The sequence below is a fragment of the Streptomyces pathocidini genome (genome assembly GCF_001418495.1).
Classification (GTDB): Bacteria; Actinomycetota; Actinomycetes; order Streptomycetales; family Streptomycetaceae; genus Streptomyces; species Streptomyces pathocidini.
The window spans coordinates 1-6212 of the sequence record NZ_LIQY01000130.1; the positions used below are offsets into that span (position 1 = coordinate 1).

4 protein-coding genes are annotated in these 6212 nt (G+C 73.9%); all 4 read right to left on the reverse strand.

Translation table 11 applies throughout. The features are described from left to right. Positions 1-1499: prolyl oligopeptidase family serine peptidase (locus tag AOK16_RS08130; RefSeq protein WP_055471560.1), on the reverse strand; the 1499-nt coding region annotated here is incomplete at its 3' end. Between the two features lie 5 nt (positions 1500-1504). Then, complete coding sequence (locus tag AOK16_RS08135) at positions 1505-2902, reverse strand: M20/M25/M40 family metallo-hydrolase (protein ID WP_107098297.1); 1398 nt, start codon at positions 2900-2902, stop codon at positions 1505-1507. Beyond that, the gene (locus tag AOK16_RS08140) at positions 2895-3728 is read right to left on the reverse strand and encodes a M55 family metallopeptidase (protein ID WP_055471561.1); all 834 of its coding nucleotides are present in this window, start codon (positions 3726-3728) and stop codon (positions 2895-2897) included. Before AOK16_RS08140 ends, AOK16_RS08135 begins: the two co-directional genes overlap by 8 nt. Positions 3729-3918: 190 nt before the next feature. Continuing rightward, the coding region (locus AOK16_RS08145; RefSeq protein WP_055471562.1) for an MFS transporter at positions 3919-6212 on the reverse strand (2294 nt) is incomplete at its 5' end.

Here is a 6212-nt window from a genome sequence, read left to right on the forward strand (position 1 = left end):
GCGCCCTCCTCCGCCAGCGCCCGCGCGACGGCCGCGCAGTCCTCGACGTCCACCACACCCCACTGGCCGCGCAACCGGTTGCGGTAGGCGCGCCCGTAGCCGCTCGAGCCGCCGTAGTTGACCTCGGCGACGCCGATGCCGCGGGAGGTGAAGTAGGCGATCTCCAGGTCGAGGACGAGCGGCGCGTGGTCCGTCGGGCCGCCGTGCGCCCACACCACGTACGGCGGTGGTTCGCCGGCCGGGACGGTGTGGTCGGGGTGGTGCGGCGGGTGGACGTAGGCGTGGATGTCCCGGCCGCCGGGGCCGGTGAAGACGCGGATCCGCGGCTCGGGGTAGTAGGCCGGGTCGACGGGGTCGTGGTGGCGCACGCCGATCACGCGCGTGTGGCCGGTGGCGGTGTCCAGTTCCACCACCTCGTACCCGCTGCGCGGGCTCGCGGCGACGCCGAACACCCGGGTGTCCTGGACGGCCAGGGTCGGGGACCAGGCGGTCCAGGGGCCCGGGGCGTCGCTCAGCTCGCCGGTCTCGGGGTCGAGTATCCCGAGGGCGGTCTCACCGCGGCCGTGCACCACGGCGATCGGCCCGGTGGGCAGCGGGGCGAACCAGGCGCTGCCGATCTTCCACAGCGGGCCGCCGAACTCCTCCTCGCGCGGGTGGAGTTCGCGCGCCTCGCCGTCCTCGGGCGAGACGCGGTGGAGGTTCCACCAGCCGCCGCGGTCGCTCGCGGCGAGCAGGGAGCCGTCCGGCGCCCACTCGACCTGGGCCACGGACTCCTCCGGGCCGCCGGCCGCCGTACGTACGCCCGTGAACGCGCCGTCCCGGGTGACCTCCGCGACCTTCACCACCGTCCCGTCCCAGGGCATGTTCGGGTGGTCCCAGGCCAGCCAGGCCGCCCGCCGCCCGTCCGGGGAGAGCTTCGGCCCGGTGACGAAGCGGTTCCGGTCGTCGGTCAGCTCCCGCACCGCCGTTCGGTCGCCGGCCGCCGAGCCGTCCAGCGGGACGGCCGCGGCCACCCGCCGTACGTCGGTGGGCGCCTCGCCGGTGAACTCCTCCAGCACGCACCACACTTCGCCCCGGTCGGCGTGGATCGTGGGATCCACCCAGCGCAGCCCACCGCCGACGGCCGAGACCGGGGTGAGCGGGCGGGGCTCGGGCGAGCCGGGCGCGTCCGGCTCGACGGCGTACAACCGCTGGTCGGCGAAGTCCACGAAGACGGCCAGCGGGCCGCCTTCAGGGCGCGGGACGGCCGCCCAGGGCCGGCCGCCGTACTCCATGACCCTGCTGCGCGCGTTCCACGGCGCGGGCAGCAGCGGCTCTTCGGCGCCGTCGGCCCGCCGCCGCACCAGCGCCCGGCGGCCGCCCTCCGAGGGCCGCGGCTCGGTCCACCACACCTCTTCGCCGACCGCGCCGACATACTCCGGCCGCCCGTCGTGGGAGGCGGCCAGCGCGGCGCCGATCGGCGACTTCCAGGTGCCGTAGGGCGCTTTTGGACCCGCCATGTGCCTTACGCCCCCTGCCCGTTGCCGCTCTCCGCCGCTCCGGAGCCGGGGCCGCTGTGCTTCAGGAAGTCGTCGAGCACCCGCACCCCGAAGTGCAGCGCATCGACCGGCACCCGTTCGTCCACGCCGTGGAAGAGCGCCCCGTAGTCGAAGCCCTCGGGGAGCTTCAGCGGTGAGAAGCCGTAGCCTGTGATGCCGAGGCGGGAGAACTGCTTGGCGTCGGTGCCGCCCGCCATGCAGTACGGGACGGACCTGGCGCCCGGGTCGAAGCGCTCGACGGCCTCCCGCATGGCCAGGTACGTCGGGGAGTCGACCGGTGCCTGGAGCGGGATCTCCCGGTGGTGGAACTCCCAGTCCACGTCCGGCCCGGTCAGCAGGTCCAGGGTCGCGGTGAACTCCTCCTCACCGCCGGGCAGCACGCGGCCGTCGACGAAGGCGGTGGCGCTGCCCGGGATCACGTTCACCTTGTAACCGGCGTCGAGCATCGTCGGGTTGGCGCTGTTGCGCACCGTGGCCTCCACGAGCGCGCCCGCGGGGCCGAGTCCGGCTACGAGCGCGTCGACCTCGCGGGCCAGGGCGGCGGGGTCCTGGGCGGACAGCTCGGCCTCGATGCCGTGCAGCTCGGCGAGTTCGGCCAGCGCGGCCCGCACGGTCGGGGTGAGCCGGACCGGCCACTCGTACGCACCGATCCGGGTGACCGCGGCGGCCAGCCTGCTGACGGCGTTGGCCCGGTTGACCTTCGAGCCGTGCCCTGCCCGGCCGCGCGCCGTCAGCTTCAGCCAGGCCGTGCCGCGCTCGCCGGCCGCGATGGGGTAGAGCCGCATGCCGGAGGCGTGGAAGGTGAAGGCGCCGGACTCGCTGATGCCCTCGGTGCAGCCCTCGAACAGCTCCGGGTGGTGGTCGGCGAGGAAGCTCGCACCGTAGACCGCGCTGTCCTCCTCATCGGCGGTGAAGGCCAGCACGATGTCCCGCCGGGGGCGCACGCCCGCGCGCGCCCAGGCGCGTACGGTCGCGAGGATCATCGCGTCCATGTTCTTCATGTCGATCGCGCCGCGGCCCCACACCACGCCGTCCCGGACCTCGCCGGAGAAGGGGTGCACGGTCCAGTCGGCGGGCTCGGCGGGCACGACGTCGAGATGGCCGTGGACGAGCAGGGCGCCGGCGCCCGGGTCGGTGCCCTCGATCCGCGCGACCACGTTCGTACGCCCCGGCGCGCGCTCCAGGAGCACCGGCTTGATCCCGGCGTCGGCGAGCCGCTCCGCGACGTACTCGGCCGCGGGCCGCTCGGCGCAGTCGCCACCGCCGCGGTTGGTGGTGTCGATCCGGATCAGGTCGGAGGTGAACCGCACCACCTCCTCCAACGCCTGCTCGTCCGGGCCCTGTTGGTCTGCGGTCTCAGCCATACTGCTCCTCCACGGCGGACGAGACGACGGTGGTAACCGCCTTGAAGCAGCGGATGCCGTCGTACATGGCCCCGGTTGTATAGGCGACCCGGCGCTCGCCGGTGGCGGCCACGCCGGGAACGACCGTGGCGGCGCCCGCCAGGTGCTCGGCGTCGAACTCCACCTCCACCGTGAACGGGCCGCCCCGGGCGGGCTCGTGCCGCACCGCGAGCGCGGCCGCGGCCTTGGCGCCCGCGCGGATGTCGGCCGCCGTACGGGCCGGAGTGCGGCAAACCGCCGCGTAGCGCGACACATAGTCCTTCACCGCCACGGCCTCGGCCCGCGGCGCGTAACCGCGCGCGTCCTCGCACGTGCGGTCGTCGCCGGTCACGAGCACCACCGGCACCCCGTACTCCGCCACCACCAGCGCGTTGAGCAGCCCTTCACTGGCGCGCGCGCCATTGACCCACACACCGGTGATGGAGTTGGCGAGGTACGTGTGCGCGAGCACGCCTTCGGTGCCGGCGCCCGTGTGGTAGCCGACGAACGCCACCCCGTCCACGTCACCGCGCTGCACGCCCTCGACCATGGTGAGCTCCTTGTGGCGCCCCGTCAGCAGCTGCGCCCGGTCGTCGAGCTTCTCCAGCAGCAGGTTGCGCATGGTCCAGTGCGCCTCGTTGACCAACACCTCGTCCGCGCCGCCGGCGAGGAACCCGGCGATCGCCGCGTTCACGTCGGACGTGAACATGTGCCGGCAGCGCTGCCACGGCTCGCTGCCCGGCAGCACGTCAGCGGGCCAGGTGACGCCGGTGGCGCCCTCCATGTCCGCGGAGATCAGGATCTTCAAGAGCCGCTCCCTCGCCCTGTGGTCCGGCCGTCTGACTGCTCCTGCGACCCTACCCAAGGCGTCTGACAGCGCGGCCGCCGCGGCGCGCGCGGCACTCCGCCCGGCGACCGGTTCCAGGTCCTGGTGAGCCTCGCCCCGTTCCTGGGCGACGGCGAGGCCCGGTGCGCCGTTTCGGCCGGCCCGTGAGCGGCTAGTCCTCGTGTCCCAGTTGCAGGTCCCGCTCCGTGCGGCCGCCGCCCGTCAGTTGGAGGACGGTGGCCACCGGGGGGTAGCCCGCGGCAATGACCGTGTACTCGCCCGCCGAGAGGTCCACGAAGCGGAAGGCGCCGTCCGGGCCCGTCGTCAGGGTGTCGACGACGTTGCCCGCCGCGTCGAGCAGGGTCACGCGGGCGTCCTCGACGGGGCGACCGTCGCTCGCGCGTACGGTGCCCCGCAGCACCGCGCCGCCCGCCAGCTCGATGTCCTGGCGGGTCTCGCGGGCGGGCTGGACGGAGACCGGCAGGGCGGCGGGGCGGAAGGCCGGGGCGCTGACGGCCAGGACGTACTCGCCCCCGACCAGCTCCGCGATCGCGTAACCGCCTTCGCGCCCGCTGCGCGTGGTCGCCACGACCTCGCCACGCGCGTCCGTGAGCGTCACCGCCGCGTCGCGGACCGGCGTACCGTCCGCAGTGGTCACGGCCCCGGCGAGGCGGCCCGCGCCGCCGAGGACCACGTCGAGCTCGACGGGCCGTTCCCCGACCGTGACGCTCACGGCCTGCGGCTGGTGCCCCCCGGCCGCGGCAATCAGGACGTACGAGCCGGAGCCGGGCGTGCTCAGCGCGTACCGGCCGTCCTCGCCCGAGGCGCCCCGGCCGATCTGCCGCCCGCCGACGTCGATGAGGGTCAGCGCGGCGCGCGGGACCGGGCTCGCGTCGTGGTGCTGGACCGTGCCGCACACCGGCACGCCCGCGTGCGAAGGGGCGGGCCCCGCATACCCGTTGAGGGACGGCGCGCCCGTGGTGCCGGCGCCGTGGGGGCGCGCGGTCGGGATGGTCTGGGTGTCGGCGGCGGCACCGGGGGCGTTGTGGGACACCAGGGGTTTCTCCTTCAGGAGGAAGGCGAGCAGGAAGCCGAGCGCGAGCACCGGCACCAGGTAGAGGAAGATGCGCGGCATGGCGTCGGCGTACGCGCGGATGTATCCGTCGCGCAGCGCCGCGTCCATCGCGTGCACCATCTGTGGGGTGATCGAGTCCGGGGACGGCAGGTCGGCCCCGGGCGGCAGGTCGTCCGCGAGTCGGTCGGCCAGCCGGTTCGCGAAGAGCGTCCCGAAGACCGCGGCACCGACCGAACCCCCGATCTGCCGGAAGTAGTTGTGGGCGCTGGTGGCCACGCCCAGGTCGGCCGGCGGAACCGCGTTCTGCACGGCCAGGATGAGCACCGGCATGACGAGCCCGATGCCCAGGCCGAGTACGGCCATCCCCACGCTGTACTCCAGCCGCGGGGTGTCCACCTCAAGCCGGGACAGCAACCACATCCCGACCCCGGCGAGGGCGCAGCCGAGCAGCGGGTGGACCTTGTAGCGGCCGGTGCGGCTGATGAGTTGGCCGGAGCCGATGGAGGCCAGGACGATGCCGCCCATGAGTGGCAGCATCAGCAGCCCGGACTCGGTGGCGCTCGCGCCGTCGACCATCTGCAGGAAGCTCGGCAGGTAGCTGGCCGCGCCGAAGAGGGCGATACCGACGACCGCGCCGACCAGGCTGGTGACGGTGAAGACGGAGTCGCGGAACAGCCGTAGCGGAATGATGGGTTCAGGCGCGAACCGTTCGACGACCAGGAACAACAAGGTGGCGGTGAGCCCGCCCGCTCCCAGGGCAAGGATCGGCCGCGAGCTCCACGCGTACTCGGTGCCGCCCCAACTCGTCAGCAGCACCAGGCAGGTGGAGGCCGCGGCCAGCAGGAACGCCCCGACCACGTCCAGGCGCGGTCTGGCGGCGGGCTTGGGCAGCCGCAGGACGAGCGCGATGACGGCCAGCGTGACGATCCCGAACGGGACATTGATGTAGAAGCACCAGCGCCAGGAGGCATGGTCGGTGAAGAAGCCCCCCAGGAGGGGCCCGGCCACGGAGGCGAGGCCGAAGGCGGCACCGATCAGGCCCATGTAGCGGCCGCGTTCGCGCGGCGGCACGATGTCCGCGATGATCGCCTGTACACCGATCATGAGCCCGCCGCCCCCGATGCCCTGGACGGCGCGGAAGGCGATCAACTCGTCCATGGTGCGCGACCAGCCCGCGAGCGCGGAGCCGGCGACGAACACCAGGATCGCGAACTGGAACACGCCCTTGCGGCCGAAGAGATCGCCGAGCTTGCCGTAGAGCGGCAGCCCGATGGTGGCGGCGAGGAGGTACGAGGTGACGGCCCAGGACATCTTGTCCAGGCCGTGGAGTTCGCCGACGATCCTGGGCAGCGCGGTGGCCACGATGGTCTGGTCGAGCGCGGCCAGCAGCA